Annotated in this window: 14 protein-coding genes; 8 read left to right on the top strand and 6 right to left on the bottom strand. The window is 73.0% G+C overall.

Annotated features, from left to right (window positions below; all coding sequences use genetic code 11):
• Window positions 1-69: 69 nt before the first annotated feature.
• The 3 genes from STRNI_RS19280 to STRNI_RS19290 are packed head-to-tail and all read left to right on the top strand — an operon-like array spanning window position 70 to window position 14359.
• Complete coding sequence (locus tag STRNI_RS19280) at window positions 70-7941, top strand: non-ribosomal peptide synthetase (protein ID WP_277413285.1); 7872 nt, start codon at window positions 70-72, stop codon at window positions 7939-7941.
• Window positions 7941-13604: a non-ribosomal peptide synthetase gene (locus STRNI_RS19285; protein WP_277411665.1), complete on the top strand. Its 5664-nt coding sequence runs from the start codon at window positions 7941-7943 to the stop codon at window positions 13602-13604. The genes STRNI_RS19280 and STRNI_RS19285 overlap by 1 nt, the downstream gene beginning before the upstream one ends.
• Complete coding sequence (locus tag STRNI_RS19290) at window positions 13601-14359, top strand: aspartate/glutamate racemase family protein (protein WP_277411666.1); 759 nt, start codon at window positions 13601-13603, stop codon at window positions 14357-14359. The genes STRNI_RS19285 and STRNI_RS19290 overlap by 4 nt, the downstream gene beginning before the upstream one ends.
• Here STRNI_RS19290 and STRNI_RS19295 read toward each other — a convergent pair.
• Window positions 14317-15096: a thioesterase II family protein gene (locus STRNI_RS19295; protein WP_093642115.1), complete on the bottom strand. Its 780-nt coding sequence runs from the start codon at window positions 15094-15096 to the stop codon at window positions 14317-14319. The genes STRNI_RS19290 and STRNI_RS19295 overlap by 43 nt on opposite strands.
• A 227-nt stretch (window positions 15097-15323) precedes the next feature.
• Between STRNI_RS19295 and STRNI_RS19300 the strand changes: the two genes are divergently transcribed.
• From STRNI_RS19300 to STRNI_RS19320, 5 genes are all read left to right on the top strand, one after another.
• Window positions 15324-16523 carry an NAD(P)/FAD-dependent oxidoreductase gene (locus STRNI_RS19300; protein ID WP_018090025.1) on the top strand — a complete coding sequence of 400 codons (1200 nt, stop codon included), beginning with the start codon at window positions 15324-15326 and terminating at the stop codon, window positions 16521-16523.
• Window positions 16524-16696: 173 nt separating this feature from the next.
• Window positions 16697-16831, top strand: a complete 135-nt coding sequence (locus tag STRNI_RS19305) for a lasso RiPP family leader peptide-containing protein (protein ID WP_018090024.1) — start codon at window positions 16697-16699, stop codon at window positions 16829-16831.
• 38 nt (window positions 16832-16869) lie between these two features.
• Window positions 16870-18708: a lasso peptide isopeptide bond-forming cyclase gene (locus STRNI_RS19310; RefSeq protein WP_277411667.1), complete on the top strand. Its 1839-nt coding sequence runs from the start codon at window positions 16870-16872 to the stop codon at window positions 18706-18708.
• Complete coding sequence (locus STRNI_RS19315; RefSeq protein ID WP_277411668.1) at window positions 18686-18943, top strand: lasso peptide biosynthesis PqqD family chaperone; 258 nt, start codon at window positions 18686-18688, stop codon at window positions 18941-18943. Before STRNI_RS19310 ends, STRNI_RS19315 begins: the two co-directional genes overlap by 23 nt.
• A complete protein-coding gene (locus STRNI_RS19320; RefSeq protein ID WP_159487012.1) occupies window positions 18940-19371 on the top strand; it encodes a lasso peptide biosynthesis B2 protein in 432 nt (143 codons plus the stop codon). The genes STRNI_RS19315 and STRNI_RS19320 overlap by 4 nt, the downstream gene beginning before the upstream one ends.
• A 53-nt stretch (window positions 19372-19424) precedes the next feature.
• On the opposite strand, the gene pssA is transcribed toward STRNI_RS19320, so the two are convergent.
• The 5 genes from pssA to STRNI_RS19345 all read right to left on the bottom strand — a co-directional run bounded on the left by pssA (window position 19425) and on the right by STRNI_RS19345 (window position 24287).
• Window positions 19425-20264, bottom strand: a complete 840-nt coding sequence (gene pssA, locus STRNI_RS19325; protein WP_026169706.1) for a CDP-diacylglycerol--serine O-phosphatidyltransferase — start codon at window positions 20262-20264, stop codon at window positions 19425-19427.
• Window positions 20265-20381: 117 nt separating this feature from the next.
• Window positions 20382-21371 carry a branched-chain amino acid transaminase gene (locus STRNI_RS19330; protein WP_018090019.1) on the bottom strand — a complete coding sequence of 330 codons (990 nt, stop codon included), beginning with the start codon at window positions 21369-21371 and terminating at the stop codon, window positions 20382-20384.
• Window positions 21368-22030, bottom strand: a complete 663-nt coding sequence (locus STRNI_RS19335) for an HAD family hydrolase (protein ID WP_277411669.1) — start codon at window positions 22028-22030, stop codon at window positions 21368-21370. The genes STRNI_RS19330 and STRNI_RS19335 overlap by 4 nt, the downstream gene beginning before the upstream one ends.
• 11 nt (window positions 22031-22041) lie before the next feature.
• Window positions 22042-23382 carry a D-arabinono-1,4-lactone oxidase gene (locus tag STRNI_RS19340; protein ID WP_229838072.1) on the bottom strand — a complete coding sequence of 447 codons (1341 nt, stop codon included), beginning with the start codon at window positions 23380-23382 and terminating at the stop codon, window positions 22042-22044.
• A complete protein-coding gene (locus STRNI_RS19345; protein ID WP_109891483.1) occupies window positions 23382-24287 on the bottom strand; it encodes an SDR family oxidoreductase in 906 nt (301 codons plus the stop codon). The genes STRNI_RS19340 and STRNI_RS19345 overlap by 1 nt, the downstream gene beginning before the upstream one ends.
• Window positions 24288-24295 lie beyond the last annotated feature (8 nt).

A 24295-nucleotide genomic window follows, 5' to 3' on the forward strand; every position in this document is an offset into this window, starting at 1 on the left:
CGCCGGTGGTGCAGTCCGCCCGGCCGGTCCCTTTCTGTTCAGTTCCTTGAGGAGTCCGCTTTGTTCCCCATGTCGTTCGCCCAGCGCCGGCTGTGGTTCGCGTTCCAGCTGGAGGGACCCAGCCCGACGTACAACTGCCCCCTGTACGTCCGCCTGGCGGGCGAGCTGAACCGGGACGCGCTGGTGGCGGCGGTCGCGGACGTGACCGGCCGGCACGAGGTGCTGCGGACCCGGTTCGCGGAGGAGGCCGGTGAGCCCTGCCAGGTGGTGCTGTCCCCCGAGGAGGGGCGCCCGGAGGTCCGGCTCGTGGAGCTTTCCGGGGAGGCGGCGCTGACCGAGGCGCTGGCGGAGCAGGCGCGTTACTGCTTCGACCTCACCACCGAGGTGCCGCTGCGGGTGACGCTCTACCGGGTCTCCGAGCGGGAGCACGTCCTGCTGCTGCTGATGCACCACATCGCGGCCGACGGCTGGTCGATGGCGCCGCTGGCCCGTGACCTGTCGGAGGCGTACGCCGCCCGGTGCGCGGACGCCGGCCCGGAGTGGGAGCCGCTGCCGGTCCAGTACGCCGACTACGCGCTGTGGCAGCAGGACGTCCTGGGCTCCGAGGACGACCCGGAAAGCCTGCTGTCGGAACAACTCGGCTACTGGCAGCAGCAGTTGGCGGGCGCCCCGGAACTTCTCGAACTGCCGCTGGACCACCCGCGTCCGGCGGCGGCGAGCCATCAGGGCGCGACGGTGCGCTACACCGTGGACGCGGAACTCCACCAGCGGCTGGTGGAGCTGGCCCGCGACTGCGACGCCACGGTCTTCATGGTCGTCCAGGCCGGACTGGCGGTCCTGCTGTCGCGGCTGGGCGCCGGCAGTGACATCCCGGTCGGCACCGCCGTGGCGGGCCGTACGGACGAGGCGCTGGACGACCTCGTCGGCTTCTTCGTCAACACCCTGGTGCTGCGCACCGATCTCTCCGGCGACCCGACCTTCCGGGAGCTCCTCGCCCGGGTCCGGGACACCGACCTGGCGGCCTACGCCCATCAGGACGTGCCCTTCGAGCGGGTGGTGGAGGCGGTCAACCCGGGCCGCTCGCTGTCCCACACCCCGCTGTTCCAGGTGCTGCTGACCCTGCAGAGCAATGCGGACAGCACCTTCTCCATCCCGGGCGTCGAGGCGTCCTTCGGCGATGTGGCGACCGGGGTCGCCAAGGTGGATCTCACCTTCTACCTGGAGGAGCGGTACACCCCGCAGCAGGCTCCGGCGGGCATGGTCGGCGAGATCCAGTACGCCGTCGATCTGTTCCGGGAGGAGAGCGCGCAGGTCCTGGCGCAGCGTCTGGTCCGGGTGCTCGAAGCGGTGACCGCGGCCCCGGACCGCGCGGTGAGCCAGGCGCCGGTCCTCGACGCGGCCGAGCACCGGCAGCTGATCGTGGAGCGCAACGCGACCGGCCGCGCGGTCCCCCCGGCGACGATGCCGGAGCTCTTCGAGACCTGGGCCGCGCACGATCCGCAGGCGCCCGCCGTGGTGTTCGAGGATCTGGTGCTGAGCTATGCGGAGGTGGCGGAGCGGGCGAACCGGCTGGCCCGGCTGCTGGTGCAGCGGGGCGTGGGACCGGAGCGGGTGGTGGCGCTCGCGGTGCCGCGCTCACCGGAGATGGTGGTGGCGGCGCTCGCGGTGCACAAGGCGGGCGGGGCGTATCTGCCCGTCGACCCGGAGTACCCCGCCGAGCGGATCGCCTACATGCTCGACGACGCCCGCCCCACCTGCCTGATCACCCTCACCGGCGTCGCCCTCCCCGAAACCGGCTGCCCCCGCCTCCTGTTGGACGACCCCGCCGTGGTCGCCACCCTGAACGAGCAGCCCGCCACCGCTCTCGCCCCCCGCGCCGGGCTCCAGCACCCCGCCTACGTCATCTACACCTCCGGCTCCACCGGCCGCCCCAAGGGCGTCGAGGTCACCCATGCCGGAGTGGCGTCGCTGGCGGCCACCCACGCCGAGGCGTTCGCGGTGGGGCCCCGGTCCCGGGTGCTCCAGTTCGCGTCGCTGAGCTTCGACGCGGCGGCCTGGGAACTGATCATGGCGCTCACCACCGGCGCCGCGCTGGTGGTGGCACCCGCGCCCCGGCTGGCACCCGGCGAGCCGCTGGCCCGGCTGCTGGCGGAACAGCGGGTCACCCATGCCACCCTGCCGCCCGCCGCGCTCGGCGTCATGGCGCCGGACAGCCTGCCGGCCGGTATGACGCTGGTGGTGGCGGGCGAGGCCTGCGCCCCGGAGCTGGTCGGCCGCTGGTCGGCCGGGCGACGGATGGTGAACGCCTACGGCCCGACCGAGGCCACGGTCTGCGCCACCATGAGCGAACCACTGTCGGGCGCCCAGGTCCCGCCGATCGGCGGCCCGATCCTCAATGCGCGCGTCTATGTCCTGGACGCGTCGCTGCGTCCGGTGCCCGCGGGGGTCGCGGGCGAGCTGTACGTCACGGGCCCGGGGCTGGCGCGGGGTTATCTGGGGCGGCCTGGGCTGACGTCGGAACGGTTCGTCGCCGATCCGTACGGCGCGCCGGGCAGCCGGATGTACCGCACGGGCGACCTGGCCCGCTGGCGGCCGGACGGTCAGCTGGAGTTCCTCGGCCGCACCGACCACCAGGTGAAGATCCGCGGCTTCCGTATCGAACTCGGCGAGATCGAGGCGGCGCTCAGCGCCACCGGGCTGGTGGCCGAGGCGCTGGTCACGGTGCATGACGCCGCGGGCACCGGGCCCCGGCTGGTGGCCTATGTGACGGGTGCGGGCGGTGCGGAAGCACCCGACCCGGCGGCGCTGCGGGAGTTGGTCGCGGAGTCACTGCCGGACTACATGGTCCCGTCGGCCGTGGTCGTGCTGGAACAGTGGCCGCTGACGCCCAACGGCAAGGTGGACCGGGACCGACTGCCCGCGCCCGACTACGCCTCGGAGAGCGAAGGCCGGGCCCCGCGCAACGCCACCGAGGAAACCCTCACCGACCTCTTCGCCGACGTCCTCGGCCTGCCCGCCGTCACCATCGATGACAGTTTCTTCCACCTCGGCGGGCACTCCCTGCTCGCCACCCGCCTCATCAGCCGTATCCGCACCACCCTGCACGCCGAGATCCCGCTCCGTGCGCTCTTCGAGCACCCCACCGTCGCCGAACTCGCGCCCCGCCTCACCACCGCACACACGGCACGCACTCCGCTCACCGCCACCACCCCGCGCCCCGCGCACCTTCCGCTCTCCCCCGCCCAGCGCCGCCTCTGGTTCGCCTACCGGCTCGAAGGCCCCAGCCCCACCTACAACATCCCCCACGCCCTGCGGCTCACCGGGCCGCTCGACCACCCCGCCCTCACCGAGGCCCTCGCCGACCTCACCGCGCGCCACGAAACCCTGCGCACCCGCATCACCGAGCACGAGGGCGAGCCCCACCAGACCGTCCTCCCCGCCGACCAGGCACGCCCCGGCCTCCCGCTCCTGAACACCGCCGAGGACCAACTCCCCCGCCTCCTCGCCGAACAGGCCACCCACCCCTTCGACCTCACCCACGAAAATCCCCTGCGCGCCACCCTCTACCGCCTGGGCGAGCACGAGCACGTCCTGCTGCTCCTCATGCACCACATCGCCGGCGACGGCTGGTCCATCGCCCCCCTCCTCAAGGACCTCGCCACCGCCTACACCGCACGCCACCGGGGCACGGCACCCGCCTGGCAGCCGCTCACCGTCCAGTACGCCGACTACACCCTCTGGCAGCGGGAGCTCCTGGGCACCGAGGACGACCCGGAGAGCCTGATATCGGGCCAACTGGACTACTGGCGTGAGCAGTTGGCGGGCGCTCCGGAGCTTCTGGAGCTGCCGCTGGACCACCCCCGCCCCGCCGTCGCCTCGCACCGGGGCAGCACGGTCGAGCTGACCGTCGACGCCGAGGTCCACCAGGGGCTGGTCGCGCTCGCGCAGGCCACGGACTCCACGCTGTTCATGGTGCTGCACACGGCGGTCGCCGCGCTGCTGTCCCGGCTCGGCGCGGGCACCGACATCCCCGTGGGCACCGCCGTCGCCGGACGCACCGACGACGCCCTCGATGACCTCGTCGGCCTGTTCATCAACACCCTGGTGCTGCGCACCGATGTCTCCGGCGACCCGACCTTCCGCGAGCTCCTCGCCCGGGTCCGGGACACCGACCTGGCCGCCTACGCCCACCAGGACGTGCCCTTCGAGCGCGTCGTCGAGGCGGCACAGGTCTCCCGGGTGCTCTCGCACATCCCGCTGGCCCAGGTGATGCTGCACCTCCAGAACAACGCGGACGCACCGGTCGGCCTGCACGACGGGGTGCGGATGACGACCGAGCCGACCACGCTGGAGGCGGCCAAGTCCGATCTGTCCTTCGGACTGCGCGAGCGCTTCACCGAGGCCGGTGCACCCGCGGGCCTGACCGGCTCCCTGGAGTACGCCGAGGATCTCTTCGCGCGTGAGGGGGCGCGGGCTCTCGCCGAGCGGCTGGTACGGATGCTGGCGGCCGCCGCGGCCGCACCGGACCGCGCCGTGAGCGAGGCCGACCTGCTGGCGCCCGGTGAGCGGCACCGGCTGCTGGTGGAGTGGAACGGTGACGCCGTCGAGGCGGCCCCGGCGTCGCTTCCGCAGCTGTTCGAGGCCCAGGTGGCGCGTACCCCCGATGCCGTGGCGGTGGTGTACGAGGGGACGTCGCTGACCTACGGCGAGCTCAACGCGCGGGCGAACCGGCTGGCCCGGCTGCTGGTGGCGCACGGCGCCGGTCCGGAGCGCTTCGTGGCGCTCGCGCTGCCGCGGACCGCCGACCTGGTCGTGGCGCTGCTGGCGGTGGTGAAGTCCGGGGCGGCGTATGTGCCGGTGGACCCGTCCTACCCGGCGGACCGCACCTCCTACATGCTCGCCGACGCAGGCCCCGAGCTGCTGGTGAGCACCGCCAAGGCCGCCGCCGGGCTGCCGGAATCCCGGCCCCGGACGCTGCTGCTGGACGACCCCGGTGTCGTCGGTGCGCTGGCGGAGTACGACACCGGCGACCTGAGCGACGAGGACCGCGGCGGTCCCCTGTCGCCGTCGAACGCCGCGTATGTCATCTACACCTCGGGATCGACCGGCCGCCCCAAGGGCGTCGTCGTTCCGCACCGCAATGTCGCGCGGCTGTTCGCGGCGACCGAGGAGTGGTTCGGCTTCGGCCCGGACGACGTGTGGACGCTGTTCCACTCGTACGCCTTCGACTTCTCGGTGTGGGAACTGTGGGGGCCGCTGCTGTACGGCGGCCGGCTGGTCGTGGTGCCGTACGCGGTGAGCCGTTCCCCGGAGGACTTCCTGCGGCTGCTGGGGGCCGAGCGGGTGACGGTCCTCAACCAGACGCCGTCGGCGTTCTACCAGCTGATGCAGGCAGACGCGGAACACCCCGATCTCGGCCGCCAACTGGCGCTGCGCCGCGTGGTGTTCGGCGGGGAGGCGCTGGATCTGGGACGGATGGCCGAGTGGTACCGCCGCCACGGGGACACCGCTCCGGTCCTGGTGAACATGTACGGGATCACCGAGACCACCGTGCACGTCAGTCATCTGCCGCTGGACGAGCGGGCGGTGGCCGGGCAGACCCGCAGCCTGATCGGCCGGGGCATCCCGGATCTGCGGGTGTACGTGCTGGGCGACCGGCTGGAGCTGCTGCCGCCCAACGTGCCCGGTGAGATGTATGTGGCGGGTGCCGGGCTGGCTCGCGGTTATCTGCATCAGTCCGCCCTCAGCGCCGAGCGGTTCGTGGCCGACCCGTTCGGCCCGCCGGGCGCCCGGATGTACCGCACCGGTGACGTGGCCCGCTGGACGGCCGACGGGCAGCTCGAATACCTCGGGCGGGCCGACGACCAGGTGCAGGTGCGCGGTTTCCGCATCGAACTCGGGGAGATCGAGGCGGCCTTCGAGTCCCATGCGGCGGTGGCGCAGGCCAGGGTCGTCGTCCGGGAGGACGGGCCCGGTGAGAAGCGGCTGGTCGCCTACGCGGTCCCGGAGGCCGGGGCGGGCGGGCTCCCCGCCGCGGGTGTGCTGCGGGCGCATGTGGCCGGTTCGCTGCCGGACTACATGGTTCCGGCCGCCGTCGTCGCCCTGGACGCCCTGCCGCTGACGGCCAACGGCAAGCTCGACCACAAGGCGCTGCCCGCGCCCGAGTACACCGGCAGCACCGGCGGGCGGGCCCCGCGCACCGCCCGTGAGGAGACCCTGTGCCGGGTCTTCGCGGAGGTGCTCAGCGTGCCGCGGGTCGGGATCGACGACAGCTTCTTCGAGCTCGGCGGGGACAGCATCAGCTCCATCCGGCTGGTCTCCCAGGCGCGTGCCGCGGGGCTGGACGTGACGGTCCGGCAGGTCTTCCAGTGCCGTACGGCCGCCGCGCTCGCCGCCGTCGCCACCGAGATCACCGGGGACAGCGCGCCGCGCCCGGCGGACGACGGTGTGGGCGACTTCCCCCTGACGCCGATCATGCACTGGCTGTACGAGCAGGACGGGCCCACGGACGGCTTCAACCAGTCGGTGACGGTCCGGGTCCCGGCCGGGCTCGGGGAACGGCGGCTCACCGACGCCGTACAGAGCTGGCTCGACCACCACGCCGTCCTGCGGCTGCGGATGGCACGGACCGGGGACGGCGCGCCCCGGCCGGTGACCGGCGCGCCCGGGTCCGTCCCCGCGGACTCCGTCGTGCACCGGGTGGAGATCGCCGGACTGCCGGACGGCGAACGGGACCTGGCGCTCGCCGAGCACGGGGAGAAGGCGCGGCTGCGGCTCTCCCCGCACGACGGATCCGTGGTCCAGCTCGTCTGGTACGACGCCGGGGACACGGCACCGGGACTGCTCCAGATCCTGATCCACCACCTCGCGGTGGACGGGGTCTCCTGGCGCATCCTGCTGCCCGATCTGCAGACGGCCTGGGAGGCCGCGGCGGACGGACGGACCCCGGCGTTCGCCGAGGTGCGCACCTCGTTCCGCCAGTGGGCCCGGCGGCTGGCCGAGAGCGCGCAGGAGCCCCGGTGGGAGGACGGGCTCGCGCGGTGGACCTCGGTCCTCAGCGACCCGTCGGCCGCCGGCCCGCTGCCCGGCGTACGGCCGCTGGACCCGCGGACCGACACGGCGGAGACCGTGCGCCATCTGACGCTCGACCTGCCGTCGGAGCGCCTCGAACCGCTGCTGACGACGGTCCCGGCGGCCTTCCACGCGAACGTGAACGACGTCCTGCTGACCGGCTTCGCCCTCGCCGTCCTGGAGTGGCGCCGCCGGCGCGGGGACCGCTCGGCCACGGGCGTCCTGGTCGACCTGGAGGGCCACGGCCGCGAGGACATCCTGGAGGGCGCGGACCTGTCCGCCACCGTCGGCTGGTTCACCAGCCTCTACCCGGCGCTGCTGGCCCCCGCTCACCTCGACTGGGCGGAGCTGCGGGCGGGCGGCCCCGGCGTGGGAGCCGCGCTGAAGGCGGTCAAGGAGCAGCTGCGGGCGCTGCCGGGCAACGGGGTCTCGTACGGCATGCTCCGCCACCTCAACCCGCGCACCGCACCGCTGCTCGCCGAACTCCCCACCCCGCAGCTCGGGTTCAACTACCTGGGCCGGTTCACCGCGGCGGGCGGGACCGACGGCGGGCTGTGGACCATGGCGAACGGTCTGCCCTCCCCCGCCCCGCGCGACGCCGGGGCCGCGGTCCCGCACGCGCTGGAGGTCAACGCGCTCACCGAGGACCTGCCCGGCGGCCCGCGGCTGAACGCCACCTGGTCCTGGCCGGCCGGTCTCCTCCCGGAGCCGGACGTACGGGAACTCGCCGAGCTCTGGTTCGAGGCGCTGGACGCCCTGGTCGTCCACACCGCCGGCGCCGAAACCGGCGGCCACACACCCTCCGATCTCTCCCTCGGGCTCTCCCAGGACGAGATCGACGCACTTGAAGCAGAACTGGGGATGCTCTGATGAAAAAGCAGTCCGCGCTGGAAGACGTCCTTCCGCTGACGCCTCTCCAGGAAGGCATGTTCTTCCACTCCTGGTACGACGACGAGGCGGTCGACGTCTACGGCGTCCAGATGGTCCTCGCCCTCGACGGACCGCTGCGCCCGGACCTGCTCAAGGCATCGGTGGCGGCGCTCCTCAAGCGGCACCCCAACCTGCGGGCGGGCTTCCGGCAGCGGGCGAACGGGCAGCCGTTCCAGGTGATCCACCGCGAGGTGCCGCTCCCCTGGGAGGAGCTCGACCTGGGGGCCGCGGACGACGCCCCGCAGCGGCTGGCGGAGTTCCTCACCGCCGACCGCGCCCGCCGTTTCCCGCTCGACCGTCCGCCGCTGATGCGGTTCACCCTGGTGCGGCTCGGTCCTGACCGGCACCGGCTGGTGATCTCCAACCACCATCTGCTGCTGGACGGCTGGTCCACCCCGATCCTCGTACGGGAGCTGTTCACCCTCTACGAGCACGGGGGCGACGACCGGGCCCTGCCGCCGGTCGTGCCGCACCGGACCTACTTCAGCTGGCTGGCCGCCCAGGACGACGCCGGGTGCGAACGGGCGTGGCAGCAGGCGCTCGACGCCCTGCCCGGCCCCTCGCTGGTGGCGCCCGCCGACCCGGGCCGGGCGCCCGTCGCGCCGGAGCGGGTGGTGGCCGCGTTCCCCGAGGGCTTCGGCGGTGACCTCGACCGCTTCGCCCGGCAGCGCGGGCTGACCGTGAACACCCTGGTCCAGGGCGCCTGGGCGGTGGTCCTCGGCCGGCTCACCGGCCGCGACGACGTGGTCTTCGGGACCCTGGTCTCCGGCCGCCCGCCGGAGGTCGCCGGGATCGAGACGATGGTCGGGATGTTCATCAACACCGTCCCGGTCCGGGTACGGCTCGCCCCGGACGCCCCGGTGGCGGACAGCCTCGAACGGCTCCAGGACGAACAGACCGCGCTGCTCAGCCGGCACCACCTCAGCCTCGCGCGCATCCAGCGCCTGGCCGGGACCGGCGATCTCTTCGACACCTTCATGGTGTTCGAGAACGCCCCCGGGGACGACGGCACCCGGCCCTCGTACGCGGGGGTGCGGGTCGAGGTCGTCGAGGGGCATGACTCCGCGCACTACCCGCTGCGGGTGGTCGCCGGTCTCACCGGGCAGCGGCTGCAGGTCGAGCTCGAATACCGTCCCGACCTCTTCGACCGGGACGAGGCCGAGGCCGTACTCGGCGCGCTGGAAGGCGTGCTGGGCGAGATCGTGGCCGGTCCCGGGCAGCCCGTGGCCGACCTCGCCTGCCCGCTGCCGGCCGCCTTCCGGCGCCTGGACTCCGGCGCCCCGGCCCCGGAGGCCGGCACCGCCGGCGAGGCCGAGGCGCTGCCCCCGGTCGCCAGGACGGCGTACTCGGCCACCGAGGAGATCCTCCGCGGCCTCTTCGAGAGCGTGCTGGGCCGCCCGTGCCCGGGCGTCGACGACAGCTTCTTCACCCTGGGCGGGCAGTCGCTCACCGCGATCCGGCTGCTCAGCCGGATCCGCGCCGCCTTCGGTGTGGAGCTGCCGGTGCGGTCCGTCTTCGAGTCGCCGACCGTGGCCGGGCTGGCCGTGCGGCTGGCGCAGGCGGACACCACACGCCCGGCCCTGGTGCGGGCCGCGCGCCCGGAGCAACTGCCGATGTCGTACGCCCAGCGCGGCCTGTGGTTCGCCTTCCAGCTGGAGGGCCCGAGCCCGACGTACAACATCCCGCTGCCGCTGCGCCTGCGCGGCGCGCTGGACCGGGACGCGCTGCGGGCCGCTCTGGGGGACGTGGTCGAGCGGCACGAGTCGCTGCGCACCCGGTTCGCGGACGTGGACGGTGAGCCGTGCCAGGTGGTGCTGCCCGCCGAGGAGGCCCGCCCGGAGCTGGAGTTCGTCACGCTCGACGGCGAGGAGCGGCTGGCCGCCGCCCTGGCCGAGCGGACCGGGCACGGATTCGACCTGGCCGGGGAGCTCCCGCTGCGGGTGACGCTGCTGCGGATCTCGGACCGTGAGCATGTGCTGCTGCTCCTTATGCACCACATCGCGAGCGACGGTTCCTCGCTGGCGCCGCTGGTCCGGGACCTGTCCGTGGCGTACGGGGCGCGGCAGCGGGGCGGCGCGCCCCGGTGGCAGCCGCTGCCGGTGCAGTACGCCGACTATGCGCTGTGGCAGCGTGAGCTGCTGGGCTCCGAGGACGACCCGGAGAGCGTGCTGGCGCAGCAACTCACCTACTGGGGCGCGCAGTTGGCGGGCGCGCCGGAGCTGCTGGACCTGCCGCTGGACCGTCCCCGCCCGGCGGTCGCCAGCCACCGCGGCACGACGGCGCCGTTCGCCCTGGACGCCGCGACGCACGAGCGGCTCGTCGAGCTGGCCCGGCGGTCCGACGCCACGGTCTTCATGGTGCTCCAGGCCGGACTCGCCCTCCTGCTGTCGCGGCTCGGCGCGGGCAGCGACATCCCGGTCAGCACCGTGGTGGCGGGGCGCACCGACGAGGCGCTGGAGGAGCTGGTCGGCTACTTCGTCAACAACCTCGTGCTGCGCACCGATGTGTCGGGCGATCCGACCTTCCTGGAGCTGCTGGGGCGCATCCGCGAGACCGACCTGGCCGCGTACGCGCACCAGGACGTGCCCTTCGAGCGGGTCGTCGAGGCGGTCAATCCCACCCGGACGCTGTCCCACGCCCCGCTCGCCCAGGTGGCGCTCATCCTCCAGAACACCGGCAGCGCCACGCTGGAACTGCCGGGCCTCGCCGTCTCCTTCGAGGGGGAGGCCGAAGGGGCCGCCAAGGTCGACCTCGCGTTCAACCTGAGCGAGTCCCGTACGGCCGAGGGCCGCCCGGCGGGTATCGGCGGGATGCTCGAATTCGCCGAGGACCTCTTCGACCCGGCGACCGCGCGGCTGATCACCGAACGTCTGGTGCGGGTGCTGGCGCATGCCTCGGCCACCCCCGAGCTGCCGGTCAGCCGTCTGGAGGTGCTCTCCGCCGAGGAGCGTGACGCACTGCTCCAGGACGGGCCGCACCGCCGCCCCGCCCCGCCGGCGGCCACCTTCCCCGAGCTGTTCGAGCGCCAGGTGCGCCGCGCCCCGGACCGCCCCGCGCTGGAGGCGGACGGTGTGCTGAGCTACGCGGAACTCAACGCGCGGGCCAACCGGCTGGCGCGGCTGCTCATCGCGCGCGGCGCGGGTCCCGAGCGCGCGGTCGCGGTCGCGCTGCCGCCGTCCGGGCACCTGGTGGAGGCCGTCCTCGCGGTGCAGAAGGCCGGTGCGGTCTATCTGCCGCTGGACCCGGGCTATCCGGCGGAGCGGCTGGCCGCGATGGTTTCGGACGCCGGTCCCGTCCTGCTGCTGACCACGGCGCCGCTCGCCGGGCGGCTGCCGGAGACCGGTGCGGTGCCGGTGCTGCTGGTGGACGACGCCGAGGTCGTCGCCGCGTGCGGGGAGCTGTCCGGCGCGGACCTCGTGGACGCCGAGCGGACCGTCCCGCTGCGGCTCGACCACCCGGCGTACACCATCTTCACCTCCGGCACCACGGGCCGCCCCAAGGGCGTTGTGGTCACCCACACCGGCCTGGCCGCGTTCGCCGCCAACCAGGCCGCGCACTACGGCGTCGAGGAGGGCAGCCGGGCACTGCAGCTCGCCTCGCCCAGCTTCGACGTCTCGGTGGCGGAGCTCTTCTGGTCGCTGCTGTGCGGCGGGTGCCTGGTCGTGCCGGAGGGCACTCCCACGGGCGCCGAGCTGGTCGGGGTCCTCCGGGAGCGCCGGATCAGCCATCTGATGATCCCGCCCTCGGTCCTGGCCGAAGTGCCCCGGGCCGACCTGCCGGAGCTGCGCGTGATGATCACCGGCGCCGAGGTGCTGCCCGGGGAGCTGGCCGCGTTCTGGGGCCGGGGCCGGATGCTGATCAACGCGTACGGCCCCACCGAGGCCACCTGCGACGTCAGCTTCGCGATCCGCGACCCGCGGACCGCGGACGGGACGGCAGACGGGGCGGCGGTCATCGGGCGTCCGATCGACGGCGCCCGGGTGTATCTGCTCGACCCGGCCCTGCAGCCGGTCCCGGCCGGTGTGGTCGGCGAGTTGTACGTCTCCGGCACCGGCGTGGCCCGCGGCTATCTGCACCAGCCGGCGGTGACCGCGGACCGCTTCGTCGCCGACCCCTTCGGCGCCCCCGGGTCCCGGATGTACCGCACCGGTGACCTGGCGTACTGGGACGGCGAAGGGCAGCTCAGGTTCTGCGGCCGGGCCGACAGCCAGGTCAAGGTGCGCGGCTTCCGTATCGAACTCGGCGAGGTGCAGGCGGCGGTGAGCCGGTGCGCCGGGGTGGGCCGCGCCGTGGTGACGGTCCGCGAGGACCGGCCCGGCGACCGCCGTCTGGTGGCGTACGTCCAGCAGGCGCCGGACGGGCCGCCGTTGAGCCCGGCGGCGGTGCGGGACGAGACCGCCGCGCTGCTCCCGTCGTACATGACGCCCTCGGCGTTCGTCGTCGTCGACAGCTGGCCGCTGACGCCCAACGGCAAGCTCGACCACCGGGCGCTGCCGGCGCCCGCCCCGGTCACCGGGCAGCCCACCCGGCCGCCGGCCTCCCCGCAGGAGGAGCTGCTGTGCCGGCTCTTCGCGGAGGTCCTGGGCGCCGAACAGGTCGGCGTGGACGACAACTTCTTCGAGCTGGGCGGGCATTCGCTGCTGGCCACCCGGCTGGTGAGCCGGCTCACGGCGCTCCTGGGAGGCGCCCCGGCGCTGCGGGACGTCTTCGCCGCGCCGACCCCGGCCCGGCTCGCCGCCCAGCTCGACGGCGGCGGCTCCAGCGCGTTCGAGGTGATGCTGCCGCTGCGCACGGCGGGCAGCACGGCGCCGCTGTTCTGTGTGCACCCGGTCGCCGGATTCAGCTGGCGCTACTCGGCGCTGCTCGGCGCGCTGAGCAGCGACCACCCGGTGTACGCCCTGCAGTCCCGGGGCCTGGACGGCACGGAGCCGCCCGCCCGCTCCCTCGACGAGATGGCCGAGGACTACGTCCGCGAGATCCGCCGGGTGCAGCCCGAGGGCCCGTACCACCTGCTGGGCTGGTCGCTCGGCGGGATCATGGCGCATGCGGTGGCCACCGCGCTCCAGGCGCAGGGCCAAGAGGTGGCGCTGCTCGCCGTGCTCGACGCCTACCCGGCGCCGGCCGACGGCCCCGGCACGGGCGGGCCCGAGGAGATCCTCACGCAGATGTACGAGGGCTACGCCGGGATCTACGGTCTGCCCGAGGGCGCCTCACCGGAGCTGCCGGACACCGACGTGATGCGGGCCCGGATCACCGACTGGCTGGGCCGCGGCGAGAGCGAGCTGCGCCATCTCGACGACGGGCAGCGGGCGGTGGCGCTGGACATCATGGTGAACAACGTGGCGCTCACCAACGCACGCCGCCTCGACCGGTTCCGCGGCACGATGCTGCTGGTGGTGGCCACCCGCAAGCAGCAGGAGTGGACCAGCCCGCAGGCGTGGAAGGAGTTCCTCGACGGCGAGCTGGACATCCACGAGGTGGACTGTGAGCACGCCAAGATGCTGGAGGCGGAGCCGGCCGCCGACATCTGCGCCGTCCTCGCGCCGCGGATCGCCGGGCCGGGGAGCGCCGCGGCCGGTGCGACGCCGGGGAGCACCCGATGACCACCTCGGTGCTCCCCGCCGCGGGAGCCCTGGGCGTCCTGGGCGGGATGGGCCCGCTGGCCTCGGCCGAGTTCCTCAGGACGCTGTACGCGGGTGAGTGGCACGGGCCCGAGCAGTCCCGTCCGCGGGTGCTGCTGGACTCCGACCCGGCCTTCCCCGACCGCACCGAGGCCATCCGGCAGGGCAGGGCGCGGGAGATGACCGAGCGGCTGGAGGACCGGCTGTCCCAGCTGCTGGAGCGGGGCGCCGACCAGGTGGTCGTGGTGTGCTTCACCGCGCACCACTTCCTCCCCCTGGTCGATCCGGTGCTGCGCGGGCGGGTGGTGTCCCTGGTGGAGACCACGGCGGCCGAACTGGCCGGTGCCACCGGCCGGTTCCTGATGCTGTCCACGGACGGCAGCCGCCGCGCGCGGATTTTCGAGTCGCAGCCCGGCTGGGACGCCGTGGCCCACCGGGTGGTGCGCCCCGGCGAGGACGATCAGGCCCGGGTCCACCGCCTCATCTACCGGATGAAGCGCTACGGTCCGCTGCCGCACGAGGCGCTGCCGGAGGTGGAGCGCCTCATGCAGCGCCACGACTGCACGGGCGTCGTGCTCGGCTGCACCGAATTTCACCTGGTCTCACGGGACCTGACGGAACGCCACGGCCCGGACCGGACGGTGGACGCCCTGCGCACCCTCGCCGTCCGCTTCTCGGCGGGTCTGCCGGCCCCTCAGCGGCTGGTGAGCAGCCTGCCCACCTCGGCCACCAGATAGGGGGCCTGCTCCAGCAGGTAGAAGTGGTCACCGGACAGGATCCGCAGCCCGAAGTCCCCGTCCGTCACCTCCGACCAGGCCCGCATGTCCGCCTCGTGGACATGCGGGTCGCGGTCGCCCAGCAGGGCGGTCACCGGCACCCCGAGCCGGGGCGGCGGACCGGCCGGCCGGTAGTCGTCGATCAGCCGGTAGTCGGAGCGGATGGCGGGCAGCAGCAGCTCCCGCAGATCGGGGTGGTCGAGGGCGGCGGAGAACGTACCGCCGAGCTCCATGACATCGCGCACCAGCACCTCGTCGCTCTCCCGCGAGAGCCCGGTGGGCCGCAGCCGGGACGGTGCGCTGCGGCTGGAGACCAGCAGTCTGCTCAGCACCCGCCCGTGGCGCCGCTCGATCCGCATCGCCACCTCGTGCGCGACCGACGCGCCCATGCTGTGCCCGAAGAAGGCCAGCGGCCGGTCCAGGGCGGGCACCAGCTCCTCGGCGATCCGGCCGGCCAGCTCGTCCATCGTCTCGACGGAGGGCAGCGCTATCCGGTCCTCCCGGCCGGGATAACAGACCGCGGCCACCTCGATGTCCGCCGGCAGCCACTGCGGCCAGTCGCGGAAGAAGCTGGCAGCGCCGCCGGCGTGCGGAAAGCAGACCAGCCGCATGCGGGGGTCCGCCACGGGCCGGGGACGGCGGAACCACTCCTGGTCGAGGGCGCGGTGCGGCCCCCTCGCGGCACGGGAAACAGTCATGGTCAACCCTTCGGGGAGATACGGCACAGGGGAGGTACGACCGGGGCCGGACTCGGCCGGGAACGGTAGCGGGCACCCCTATCGACGCCGTATCAAGACGCCGGCGGCACCACGGAACCGGCCAGAAATAACGACACAATGACGCCACGATTGCCGCCCTCCCTAACGTCCTGATCAGGAACTCGGCCCGCCCAGCAGCGGGTCATGAGCAGGTCAGGGAGTCGACTGTGTACGACGTCATCGTGGTCGGGGCGCGCTGCGCCGGGGCTTCTACGGCCATGCTCTTCGCCCGTGCCGGATACCGGGTGCTGATGGTGGACCGCGCCGAGTTCCCCCGGGACACGCTCAGCACCCTCTACATCCACCAGCCCGGTGTGGCGCTGCTGCGGCGCTGGGGCGTGCTCGACAAGGTGATCGCCACCGGCTGCCCGCCGCTGGACCGGGCGGTCTACCGCATCGCGGACATCCGTATCGAGGGGTGCTCCATCCCGGTCGACGGCCACCGCGCGGCGTACGCGCCCCGCCGCTATCTGCTCGACGAGATCCTCGCGGACGCCGCGGTCGCCTCGGGCGTGGAGTTCCGCCAGGGCTGCACCGTGACCGAGGTGCTGTCCGACGACGAGGGCCAGGCCATCGGGGTGCGCTGCCGTACCTCCGACGGCGGGACCACCGAGGAGCACGCCCGCCTGGTGGTCGGCGCCGACGGGATGCGCTCCCGTTTCGCCACGATGGTCGACTCCCGCATCACCACCGAGCACCCGGCCGCGACCTGCGCCTACTACACGTACTGGGAAGGCGTCACCGACCGCTTCGAGCTCTACGAGGCACCGGGCCGCTGGGTCGGTACGGTGCCCACGAACGACAACGCCACGCTGATCGCGGCGTACTTCCCGCAGTCCGAGTTCGAGCGGGTCCGCAAGGACGCGATGGGCGCCTACATGGAGGCGGTCCGCGGCACGGCACCGGAGCTGTACGCGAAGATCGCGTCACAGACCCCGCTGGAGCGGCTGCACGGCACCGGCGACCAGCGGAACTACTTCCGGGAGGCGGCCGGGCTCGGCTGGGCCCTGGTGGGGGACGCCGGCCACCACAAGGACTCCATCACCGCCCGCGGTATCACCGACGCCTTCCGCCAGGCGCAGTTGCTGGTGGACTGCATCGGCACCGGGCTGCGCGACCCCGAGAAGCTGATCGACGGGCTGGAGGAGTACGCCTACCAGCGCGACGAGATCCTCGTCGACGCCTACCACTCGACGCTGTCGGTGGCGGCCCTCGAAGTGGCCGAGCACCGGCTGTCCATGCTGCGCACCGTCGCCGGGGACCAGGAGCTCATGGACCGCTACTTCGCCACGCTGGCCGGCGTCATCGGCGTGGAGGAGTTCTTCACCCCCGACCTGCACGCGCGCGAGGAACTCACGCGCCCATAGGGGCGCGCAACCTGGCGGCCCCTACCCCCAACGTCCGCCCGGGACAAGCACGTTCCTCTCGGAACGCGCCCCACCGGACGGCTGCTCAAACGTCTTGCCCCCCGCACCCGGCGGGGCGCGGACGGACACCGCAGGTGGCCGGATGACCACCTGTTTCACTGAAGGAGGCTGTGATGGAAGAGCAGAACGAGCTGTCGACCGTGGAGCCCTACGCCGCCCCGATGCTGGTCGAGGTCGGCGAGTTCAACGAGGACACGCTGGGCTTCATCGGCTGGGGCAAGGACATCTTCGGCCACTACGGCGGCTGAACCGTCCCCTCCCTGATCACACTCAGGAGTATGCGTAGATGACCGGTACCGGATTCGTGGTCCTGCCGGACACGGCGGCCGCAGACGAGGCTCGCGCGATGTCGCCCTGGGCGGCCCCGCGGGTGCTCTCCCATGCGTCAGGGCGGCCGTGGCTGGTGGGCCGGTGGTCACCCGGGGAATTGCGGGTGGCCACAGCGGGCCCGGTGCAGGTGGTGGTGGCCGGGGTCTGCCCGGTCACCGCCACCCGGTTGTCCGAACTCACCGCGCGGATACGGACGGTGTCCGACGTGGACGCGCTGGCCGCGGCCCTGCCGGGCTCCTGCCATGTGGTGGCCTCGGTCGGCGGACAGGTCCGCGTCCAGGGCAGCCTGACCGGACTGCGCCGGGTGTTCCACACCCGGATCGGCGAGGTGGACATCGCCGCGGACCGGGCCGATGTGCTCGCCGCGATGACCGATGCCGGGGTCGACTCCCGCGCACTGGCCGTACGGGTCGCCTGCGGAGGACTCGTCCCCTCCCCGCTGGCCGATCAGCCCCTGTGGTCCGGTATCGCGGCCCTGGCCCCGGACCACTGCCTGGTGTGGGACCGCGAACGCGCCCGCGCGCTGCGCTGGTGGCACCCGCCCGCGCCCGAACAGCCGCTGGCGGCAGGTGCGGACGCCGTGCGGGAGGCGCTCACCTCCGCGCTGGACGACCGGGCGCCCGCCGAGGGCCGCTTGAGTACCGACCTGTCCGGGGGCATGGACTCGACGTCCCTCTGCTTCCTCGCCGCCCGGAACACCCCGGACCTGCTGACGTTCCGATGGGGCGAGGCCGAGGCGGGCAACGACGACGCCGCCTTCGCCTCCCGGTCCATCGGCGCCCTCGACCGCGCCGAGCACCTGATCGTCCCGCCCGCCGAACTCCCCCCGCTGTTCGCCGACCCGGACACGCTGATGGACACGGAGGAGCCCTACCCGTTCGTCCGCACCGCCGCGCGCACCCGGCACACCGCCCGGCTCCTCGCCGGCCGTGGCGCGCGCCGGCATCTGGCCGGCCACGGCGGGGACGAGCTGTTCACCCCCTTCCCCGGCTATCTGCACCCCTTGCTCCGGCGCCGTCCCATGACCGCGCTACGGCACGTGCGCGGATACGCCGCCCTCAAACGCTGGCCCGTACTGCACACCCTGGCCTCGCTGGTGCGCCCCGGGGACGAGGCGGCATGGTGGCAGGCCCAGGCCGAGCACCTCACCGACCCGCCCCTGCGCAAGCGCCGGCCCAGCCTCGGCTGGGGCCTGTGGCCGCTGCGCGCACCGTCCTGGGCCACCGCCACGGCAACCGACGCGGCCCGCGAGGCCCTCCGGCAGACCGCCGCACAGGCCCAGCCGCTCTCCCCCGACCTGGGGCAGCACCAGTCGCTGGTCGCGCTGCGCACCAGCGCCCCCTGGTACCGCCTGCTGGCCCGCCCGTTCGCCGAGGCCGGTGTGCAGCTGGACTCCCCGTTCTTCGACGACCGGGTCGTCGAAGCGGTCCTGGGCGTCCGGGTGCACGAACACGCCGGTCCCTGGCGCTACAAGCCGCTGCTGGCCGACGCGATGCGCGGCATCGTCCCCGAGAGCGTGCTGGGCCGCTCCACCAAGGGCGAGTTCAGCGAAGAAGCCAGTACGGGGCTGCGCCGCAACCTGCCCGCGATCCTCGACCTGTTCACCGATTCCGCCCTGGCCGCGCACGGCCTGATCGACCCGGACAAACTGCGCACCGGCCTGCTGTCCCCGCAGGCGGACAACGCCATGGGCATCGCGCTGGAGCCCCTGATCGGCTGCGAACTCTGGCTGCGCGCCGCCACCCGCCCCACCCCTGCTTGGAGGTTCGACGATGTCCGTACGTCTTCACCCTGACGTGGTTGCCACCGACACCGACGACGGCACCGTGCTGCTCAACGAACGCACCGGCCGGTACTGGCAGCTCAACTCCACCGGCGGCCAGGTCCTGCGCCGGCTCCTCGACGGCGACAAGGCCCCGCGGATCGCCGCCGATGTCGCAGACCGGCACGGGATCGATCCCCAGCGGGCCGAGCTCGATGTGACCGCGGTGATCGAGCAGCTCCGCGCCGCGCGGCTGGTGATCGCGTGAGTCTGCCCGTCGCCCTGTCCGAGCGGCGCAGACTGCCGCCGCACCGCCGCCTGGTGCCCCTCCTGGCCGTCGGCGTCGCCCGGCTGCTGGCCAAGGCCAGACCCGCCCGGCTGCGGAAGGTCCTGGAGTTCACCCGCCGCGGCGCCCGGCCGGCCACCGCCGACCAGGCCCTCGCGGCCCGCGAGGCCGTCGTCTCCGTCAGCCTGCGCTGCGCCGGCCAGGGCTGTCTGCAGCGCTCCATCGCCACCGCGCTGCTGTGCCGCGCCCGCGGCGCCTGGCCCACCTGGTGCACCGGCGTCCGCACCCACCCCTTCGCCGCCCACGCCTGGGTGGAGGCCGACGACCACCCCGTCGGCGAACCCCACCCCAAGGGCCACTACAAGCCGCTGATCGCCATACCGCCGGTGGGCGAGGCGGGCGGCCGCTGAGCCGCGGGGCCGGAGTCCCCGCTGCTCCGCCGGCATGGCCCGCCCGGCCGCTGTCAGGCCGCCTTGCCCCGGCCGAACGCCTGCCGCGCCGAGTTGATGCGACGCACCGTGGCGAACAGCGGAAGCACCGCCGCAAGGGTGAGCTGGAGCACGCAGCCGGTGACCAGGAGGGTCTCGGCCCCCGGAACGTTGGCGGCCCAGGCGACCAGGCAGCCGATGTTGACCGCTGCCCAGCCCACCGCGGCGATCGCCAGCTTGCCCGTGGGCTTGGGGTACTCGACCCGGCTGACCATGAGCCAGGCGACACCGACCACGGCGGCCAGGGTGACCGCGAAGGGCAGTTCGAGCAGGACGATCGAGACCACCGTGAGCGCGGCGAAGGGGATCGGCATGCCCTGGAACATGCCGTCCTGCATCGTCGTGATGGAGAAGCGCGCGAGCCGCAGAAGACCGCCCAGGAGCACGGCGACGGCGGCCGCGACGACCAGCCCGAGATGCGAGCCGTCATTGACCAGGCCCCAGACCACCACGAAGTAGGCGGGCGAGAGGCCGAAGCTGATCAGGTCCGAGAGATTGTCGAGCTCAGCGCCCATACCCGAACTGCGGAACCTGCGGGCGACCAGCCCGTCGCACAGGTCGAAGAGCGACGCCATCAGGATGAGCATGACCGCGGTGGCGGCGCCGTGGCGCACCGTGCCGTCACCCCGGCCCTCCGTGAGGTAGGGAACCAGGACGGAGGTGGTGATGAAGTAGATCGAGGAGAAGCCACAGACCGCGTTGCCCAGGGTGAGCACATCGGCGACCGACAGTCTCGAAGGCGACGGCCTGCGAGCCGCGTCCTCGGGCGCTTCCTCGGCCCAAGATGCTGACGTCTCAGGATCAGTAGTGGGCAAAGCTCTCTCCTACGCACGTGTGTGGCTGCCGGTCGGCGGTGGCGAGCATCATCCCAGCGGTCCGCCGGGACCGACAGCCGGGCCGGATGCCGCGGAGCGGCACCGGCCCCTGGACGATCAGAAGGGGATCTCGGTCAACCAGTCTGCATGCTCCGCAGAACGGCCCCGCACCACGGAGTGGTACGCCGCATCCAGCGCACGGGTCACGGGACCGGCCTCCCCCTCCCCCACCTTGAGGCCGTCCACCCAGGTCACCGGGAGGATCTCCCACCCCGTGCCCATGAAGAAGACCTCGTCCGCCAGATACAGCTCCGTACGGTCGACGTCCCGCTCGACGACGGTGTGACCGAGCTCCCGCAGCAGGGTGATCGAGGTCTCGCGGGTCAGGCTTTCGAGGATCCCGCTGGTGGTGGACGGCGTCGAGACCACACCGTCGCGGACGATGGCGATGCAGGCCCCGGGACCCTCGCTGACCTTCCCGCGCTCGTTCAGGAGGATGGGCCAGTCATGGCCGTTCTCCCGCGCCTCGATCATGGCGAGACGGCCGTTGTGGTAGTTCGAGAACGCCTTCACGCGCGGGGGCATGGAGGCCTCGTTGATGCGCGTCCAGGAACTCACCGCCGCGCGGCAGCCGCGCTCGGTGCCCAGGCCGCTCTGGAACGTCCAGCTGTCCACGACGAGTTCGCAGCTCACACCCGCCGGCACCATCTGCTCCTGGACGATGCCCGCGGGGAAGGCCCACGGCCTGAGATAGACGTCCTCGCGGTACTCGTTCGCGCGCAGCACCTCGATCACGGCGTCACGCAGGGTCTCGACCCCGTACGGGATGTCGATCCTGACCAGGCGCGCGGACTCGTACAGACGCCTGAGGTGCTCGTCGAGCCGGAAGGCGAGCAGCCGGTTCCCGTCGTGGGACACGTACGCCTTGATGCCCTCGAAGACCGAGGCGACCGACGCGTGCCCCACGGCGTTGACGTGGATGCGCGCGTCCGCCCAGGGAACCAGACTGCCGCTGCGCCACAGCCACTTGGGGCCGCCGCGGTCGTTGCGCACCAGTGAATCCATGATCGACATGGGTGCCGCGCCGAGCTCTTGTTCCGTCGTCATGCGGATGCCACCTTTGCTGTGTTACGGGGAACATCGAGCTGTTCCAGACTGTCGAGAACCAGGTCGGCCGCCGCGACCGCGGGGCGCGTGCCCCGCGCCCCCGGTACCGCCACGCACCTCAGCCCCGCGGCCTTGGCCGCCGCCACCCCGACCGCGGAGTCCTCCACAGCAAGACTCGTCTCCGGCCCCGCCCCCAGCAGGCCGAGGGCGCGCAGATACAGGTCCGGGGCGGGCTTGCGGGCCTCGGCCTGCTCGCCCGTGACCACCTCGGTGAACCGTGCGCGCACCGTCAGCCTCTCCAGATGGCCGAGCACCCAGTGCCGGTCCGAGCTGGAGACGACCGCGCACCGGATGTCCCGCCGCGCGGCGCTTTCGAGCAGACGCGCCACGCCGGGCCGCAGGGGTTCGGCGGCTGCGAGCCGGGCCTTCTCCGCGCGGCGCTCCGCCAGTTCCGCCGCGGACAGGGCCCGGCCGAGCCGCCCGGCCAGGTCCTGCGCGGCGTACGCCTCCCCGCTCGCGCGACCGGCCATCGCGTTCCAGACCTCGTCGGGAAAGACCAGGCCGTGCCGGTCGTAGAGCAGCTCCCACGACCGGTGTGCGGCCCGCTCCGTATCGCAGATGAGTCCGTCGAAGTCCAGCAGGAGCGTGTCCGCGGGCATCTCCGTGAGCATCAGCGCGCGTGACGCGTGCCGCCGAGGACACGCCGGAGGTAGTCGCTGGTGAACATGCCGTCGGGGTCGAGCTCGGCCCTGATGTCCTGGAACGCCTTCCAGCCCGGGTAGAGACCGGCGACCGTCTCCTCCGTCGCCGTGTGCGCCTTGCCCCAGTGCGGCCGCCCCTCGTGCTCCCGCAGCGCCGCTTCGAAGACGCGGAGGAGTTCGGTGTAGCCGACGGTGCGCGGAACGGTGATGTTCACATATGCCGTCGTACGCCCCTGGGCCGGGCTGAGCAGGTAGTCGTCACCGGCGCCGAAGCGCACCGTGATCGAGTACGGGGTGCGCAGCCCGAAACCCTTGACGTCCTCGTGGACGTAGCGCACCGCGTCGGTGGCCCTGGTCAGCGGCAGGGCGTATTCGAGGGAGAGGAACTTGACCGGCTGCGGGAAGGTGAAGGCGTTGTAGCTGACGTCGACGTAGTCCGCGGGGCCCGCATCGCCGCCGAGCTGCGCCGTCATGATCCGCTGCACGGCACGCTGGTCGATCCGGCCCACCAGGCCGGCCGTGGCACAGCGCACCTCGCCGAGGGTGTTGGCCCTCCGGCGCTGCGCGGCGTCCGCGGAGACCGGCTCGTCGCTGGGCTCCAGCTTCAGGGTCGAGGCGTTGTCGCTCCAGCCCTTGAGCGAGAAGGTGGCGTGCTCCGCGCTTCCGGCGTACGCCTCGATGTCCTCAAGGATGCTCTCCAGCGGCTGGCTGCCCTCCGTCACCCTGAGGTTGAACTTGGGGACGCACCGCAGTGTGACCGTGGAGATCACTCCCAGCGCGCCGAGGGACGTCACCGCGGCCCGGAACAGCTCCGGGTCCTTCTCGGGGCCGCACTCGCGTACGGTGCCGTCGGCGGTCACGAGGGTCAGCGCCAGGACCTGCCCGGAGAAGGGACGGTGGTGCAGACCGCTGCCGTGGTTGCCCGTGGAAATGGCACCCGCGATGGTCTGCTCCTCCAGCGTGCCCATGTTGGACAGGGCCAGACCTGCCTTGTCCAGGGCCCAGTTGAGCTCCCGGAGCAGCGTGCCGCCGCGCACGGTCACGGAAGGCGCCGCCGGGTCGAGGGCGACGACGCCGGTGTAGCCGGTCAGGTCCAGCAGCACCCCGGTGGTCGTGGCTATGGGGTTGAAGGAGTGCCCCGTCCCGGCCGCCCGCAGCGTCAGACCGCGCTGCGCCGCGTACCGCACGGCATCGACGATGTCGCCCTCGTCGGTCGCATGGACCAGACGGTGCGGTACGCACTCGGCGGAGCCCGCCCAGTTGCGCCACCGGGTCATGGCGCGTGAGCGCCCGGGTATCCGCTGACTCATCAGATGGTCCTTTCCGGGGTGGCCGGGCGGGGCAGCACGGCGCAGTGCCGGTTCACGGCGTCCCGCCAGTCGGGCATCGCGAAGCCGAGGCCCGCGAGCCGGTCGGTGTTGAAGGCCGAGAACCTGGGCCTGCCGCCGACGAATTCGCACTCGTCGAAGGAGATCGCGGTCGGCGGGTGGTCCGCGTTGAGCTTGGGGTCGTACTGGCTCAGCGCATACGCCCCGAGCTCGTACCGGGTCGCCCAGCCCTCGTTGGCCGCGTGCACCGTGCCGGTGGGGAACTCATCCAGCGTGATCAGGTGGATGAGGGCGCGGGCCAGGTCGACGGTGTAGGTCGGCCTGCTGTACTGGTCGTCGATCAGCTTCTGCTGCTCGCCGCGCTCGGCCGCCCGGATGGTGGCCAGGACGTCGTCGTTGTTCTCGGCCGCGCCGCCGAACAGCCAGGAGGTACGGACCACCAGGTGCTCCGGCACATGGGCGGCTATCTGCTCACCCGCGAGCTTGGTGAGCGCGTACACGCTCAGGGGGTTGGGGACGTCGGTCTCCCGGTAGCCGTCCTCGGGCGCGCCGGCGCCGTCGAAGACGTAGTCACTGGAGATGTAGACCATCTTGCTGCCGACCCGGCGGCAGGCCTCTGCCACCTGGTGGACTCCGGAGACGTTGACGCGCAGGGCGAGCCCGGGGTCGGTCTCGCAGGGGGCCACGATGGAGATGGCTGCCAGGTGCAGGACGATGTCCGGCCGGAAGCTCTCGACGGACGCCAGGACCGCTGCTTCGTCACCGATGTCGAAGTCGGTGACGGAGACGCCCTGGACGGTCCAGCCGGCGGTACGGGGGTCGGTGCTCAGTTCCTGTGTCAGAGCCTTGCCGAGGCTGCCGTCGGCACCGGTCATGTAGAGGCGCATGGCTTCTC

Source organism: Streptomyces nigrescens (assembly GCF_027626975.1).
Lineage (GTDB): Bacteria > Actinomycetota > Actinomycetes > Streptomycetales > Streptomycetaceae > Streptomyces > Streptomyces nigrescens.

Bases quoted from the DNA above. Each gene is read 5' to 3' on its own strand.
- STRNI_RS19340 (WP_229838072.1), bottom strand. From the start codon at position 23,382: ATGAGTCAGCGGATACCCGGGCGCTCACGCGCCATGACCCGGTGGCGC.
- STRNI_RS19335 (WP_277411669.1), bottom strand. From the start codon at position 22,030: ATGCCCGCGGACACGCTCCTGCTGGACTTCGACGGACTCATCTGCGAT.
- STRNI_RS19330 (WP_018090019.1), bottom strand. From the start codon at position 21,371: ATGACGACGGAACAAGAGCTCGGCGCGGCACCCATGTCGATCATGGAT.
- STRNI_RS19305 (WP_018090024.1), top strand. From the start codon at position 16,697: ATGGAAGAGCAGAACGAGCTGTCGACCGTGGAGCCCTACGCCGCCCCG.
- STRNI_RS19345 (WP_109891483.1), bottom strand. From the start codon at position 24,287: ATGCGCCTCTACATGACCGGTGCCGACGGCAGCCTCGGCAAGGCTCTG.
- STRNI_RS19310 (WP_277411667.1), top strand. From the start codon at position 16,870: ATGACCGGTACCGGATTCGTGGTCCTGCCGGACACGGCGGCCGCAGAC.
- STRNI_RS19290 (WP_277411666.1), top strand. From the start codon at position 13,601: ATGACCACCTCGGTGCTCCCCGCCGCGGGAGCCCTGGGCGTCCTGGGC.
- STRNI_RS19315 (WP_277411668.1), top strand. From the start codon at position 18,686: ATGTCCGTACGTCTTCACCCTGACGTGGTTGCCACCGACACCGACGAC.
- STRNI_RS19280 (WP_277413285.1), top strand. From the start codon at position 70: ATGTCGTTCGCCCAGCGCCGGCTGTGGTTCGCGTTCCAGCTGGAGGGA.
- STRNI_RS19285 (WP_277411665.1), top strand. From the start codon at position 7,941: ATGAAAAAGCAGTCCGCGCTGGAAGACGTCCTTCCGCTGACGCCTCTC.
- STRNI_RS19295 (WP_093642115.1), bottom strand. From the start codon at position 15,096: ATGACTGTTTCCCGTGCCGCGAGGGGGCCGCACCGCGCCCTCGACCAG.